General features: G+C 75.3%; 3 protein-coding genes. All 3 read left to right on the top strand.

Annotation, left to right across the window (positions count from 1 at the left end; translation table 11 throughout):
- The first annotated feature begins 18 nt into the window (after positions 1 to 18).
- On the top strand, positions 19 to 1077 hold the full coding sequence (moaA, locus tag AE652_RS38505) for a GTP 3',8-cyclase MoaA (protein ID WP_082346248.1): 1059 nt from the start codon (positions 19 to 21) through the stop codon (positions 1075 to 1077).
- Positions 1078 to 1228: 151 nt separating this feature from the next.
- Positions 1229 to 2002 carry an HNH endonuclease family protein gene (locus AE652_RS38510; RefSeq protein ID WP_049660074.1) on the top strand — a complete coding sequence of 258 codons (774 nt, stop codon included), beginning with the start codon at positions 1229 to 1231 and terminating at the stop codon, positions 2000 to 2002.
- Positions 2003 to 2096: 94 nt separating this feature from the next.
- Positions 2097 to 2967 (top strand): alpha/beta fold hydrolase (locus AE652_RS38515; RefSeq protein ID WP_049660076.1); only part of this gene is annotated, 871 nt, incomplete at its 3' end.

Raw genomic sequence — 2967 nt, forward strand, 5'->3', positions numbered from 1 at the left:
CCCGCCTGTACTGGGCCGATGAACACCGCCCCGTACAACCCCGCCCCGCGCACCACGCCTCCGTACGACACACGACCGCACGACATCGAGGCCCCGCCCCCGCTGGTGGACCGCTTCGGCCGGGTCCACACCGATCTGCGGGTCTCGCTGACCGACCGCTGCAACCTGCGCTGCACCTACTGCATGCCGGCGGAGGGGCTGCCCTGGCTGGGGCGCGCCGGGCTGCTGGGGGACGACGAGGTGGTCCGGCTGGTGCGGATCGCGGTGGAGCGGCTGGGGGTGCGGTCGGTCCGGCTGACGGGCGGGGAGCCGTTGCTGCGGCGGGGGTTGGCGGGGCTGGTCGGGCGGATCGCCCCGCTGGGGGCCGAGGTGTCGTTGACCACGAACGGGATCGGGCTGGCGCGCGCGGCGGCCGGGCTGGCGGCGGCGGGGCTGGGGCGGGTGAACGTCAGCCTGGACACGCTGCGTCCGGAGCGCTTCGCCGCGATCACCCGCCGGGACCGCATCGGTGACGTGCTCGCGGGGCTGGCGGCGGCGAGGGCGGCCGGGCTGGGGCCGGTGAAGGTGAACGCGGTGCCGGTGCGCGGGGTCAACGACGACGAGATCGTGGAGCTGGTGGAGTTCGCCGTCGGGCACGGGTACCGGATGCGGTTCATCGAGTCCATGCCGCTGGACGCGCAAGGGGCGTGGGACCGTTCGGCGATGGTGACGGCGGCGGAGGTCCTGGCGGCGCTGGGGGAGCGGTTCGACCTCGTCCCCGTCGGCCGGTCCGGCAACGCCCCGGCGGAGGAGTGGCGGATCGCCGGTACGGACGCGGTCGTCGGCGTGATCGCCTCCGTCACCCGGCCGTTCTGCGGCGGCTGCGACCGGGTGCGGCTGACGGCGGACGGGCAGCTGCGCGCCTGTCTGTTCGCGACGGAGGAGTCGGACCTGCGGGCGCTGCTGCGCGGCGGGGCGGACGACGCGGCGATCGAGGCGGCCTGGCGGGCCGCGGTGGCGGGCAAGGGGCCCGGACACGCCGTCGGCAGCGCGGAGTTCGTCCGGCCCGACCGCCCGATGTCCGCCATCGGCGGCTGACGACGCGGCCGGGGCTGGGGCCCGGACCAGGGGGTGAGCGGGTGTGAGCTTCGACATGCTCGGCGGGATCGCGTGGCGTCGGCTTGACCTCCCCCCGGGCGGCTGGTCTGCTGGCTTGCCGTCAACCCGCCCCTGACCTCCGGAGTTCCCCGTGCCCGCCCGCCGCTCCACCCTGTCCGCCGCCACCGTGTTCCTGATATGCGCGCTCGCGCTGGTCGGCTGGCTGATCGGCGGCCGCGACCACAAGTCGACCGGCCCCAAGGCCAACGGCGGCACCGCCGCCGCCGGGGCCACCGGCACCAGCCCGCTGCAGAACCCGGACGGCACCAAGCCCGGCCTGGCGCCGCTGACCACCCCCGAGGAGCAGAAGGCCGGGCGGGACGTCATCGCCAAGGTCACCACCGCCGCCGTCGGCACCAAGGACGGCTACGACCGCAACGAGTTCGGCCCCGCCTGGACGGACAACGTCGAGGGCGTCCCGTTCGGCGGCAACAAGTGCGACACCCGCAACGACCTGCTGGCCCGCGACGGCACCGCCGTCGAGCACAAGGACGGCTCGGACTGCACGGTCACCGCGATGACCATCTGGGACCCGTACACCGGCAAGAGCGTCCAGTGGACCAAGCAGCAGGCCTCCAAGATCCAGATCGACCACGTGATGCCGCTCTCCTACGACTGGCAGATGGGCGCCAGCAAGTGGGACAAGGCCAAGCGCGTCCAGATCGCCAACGACCCGCTGAACCTGATCCCCGCCGACGGCTCGCAGAACGCCTCCAAGGGCGACTCCGGTCCGGCCTCCTGGCTGCCCGCCAACGCCGAGATCCGCTGCTCCTACGCGGTGCGCTTCGCCCAGGTCTCGCTGAAGTACCAGCTGCCCGTCACCGAGGCGGACAAGAAGACCATGCTCCAGCTGTGCGGCGGCTGACGAAACGTCAATTCACGCCGTCGGAGGGCGGGCGCGGTGTGCCCCCGGTGACGGCCGGGCGCGGGCCGGGTGGTATTCGTGGGCGGTGGCCCCGATGATCTCCCCGCTCCCCCGGTCGGCCGGGCGCGCCGTGCCCGCCCTCGCCGCCGCCCTCGCCCTCGCGCTGTCGAGCGGCTGCACGGGCTCCGCCCGTCCGGCCGTCCGCCCGCCGCTGGACGAACGGGTCGCCGCCACCGCGGCCCCCGCCCTGCGCGCGCTCTACGACCAGCGGATCGACTGGCGGAACTGCCCCGGCGAGGACGACGGCGACCAGGACGCGGCCGCCGTGCGGTGCGCCACCCTCAAGGTCCCGCTGGACTACGCCGACCCGGGCGGGCGCACCGTCGACGTCGCCCTCGCCAAGGTGCCCGCCGCCGACCCGAAGCGGCGGCTCGGCGCCCTGCTGCTCAACCCCGGCGGCCCCGGCAACTCCGGTGTCGACATGGTCCGTTGGGGCTGGCAGAGCTACCAGGGGCCGCTGCACGACCGGTACGACCTGGTCGGCTTCGACCCGCGCGGCGCCGGCGACACCACCCCCGTCCACTGCCTGGACGACCGCACCCGCGACCAGTGGAACGCCACCGACGACCCGGCCTACGACCACGCCCGGATCCTCGCCGAGGCCTGCCGCGCCCGGCACGCCGACCTGCTCCCGCACCTCGGCACCCGCGACACCGCCCGCGACCTCGACGTGCTGCGCGGCGCCCTCGGCGAGCGCCGGCTGGACTTCCTCGGCTTCTCCTACGGCACCCACCTCGGCGCCCGCTACGCCGAGGAGTTCCCCGAGCGCACCGGCCGGCTCGTCCTCGACGGCGCCGTCGACCACAGCGCCCCCGCGGCGCGGCTCGGCATCGAAGCCGCCGTCGCCGCCGAGACCGGGCTCCGGGCCTTCGCCGCCGCCTGCGCCACCGAGGACGGGCCGGCCT

The sequence above is a fragment of the Kitasatospora sp. MY 5-36 genome (assembly GCF_001182915.1).
Lineage (GTDB): Bacteria > Actinomycetota > Actinomycetes > Streptomycetales > Streptomycetaceae > Kitasatospora.

Excerpts from the sequence above, each read along its gene's own strand:
- moaA (WP_082346248.1), top strand. The coding sequence starts at position 19 with ATGAACACCGCCCCGTACAACCCCGCCCCGCGCACCACGCCTCCGTAC.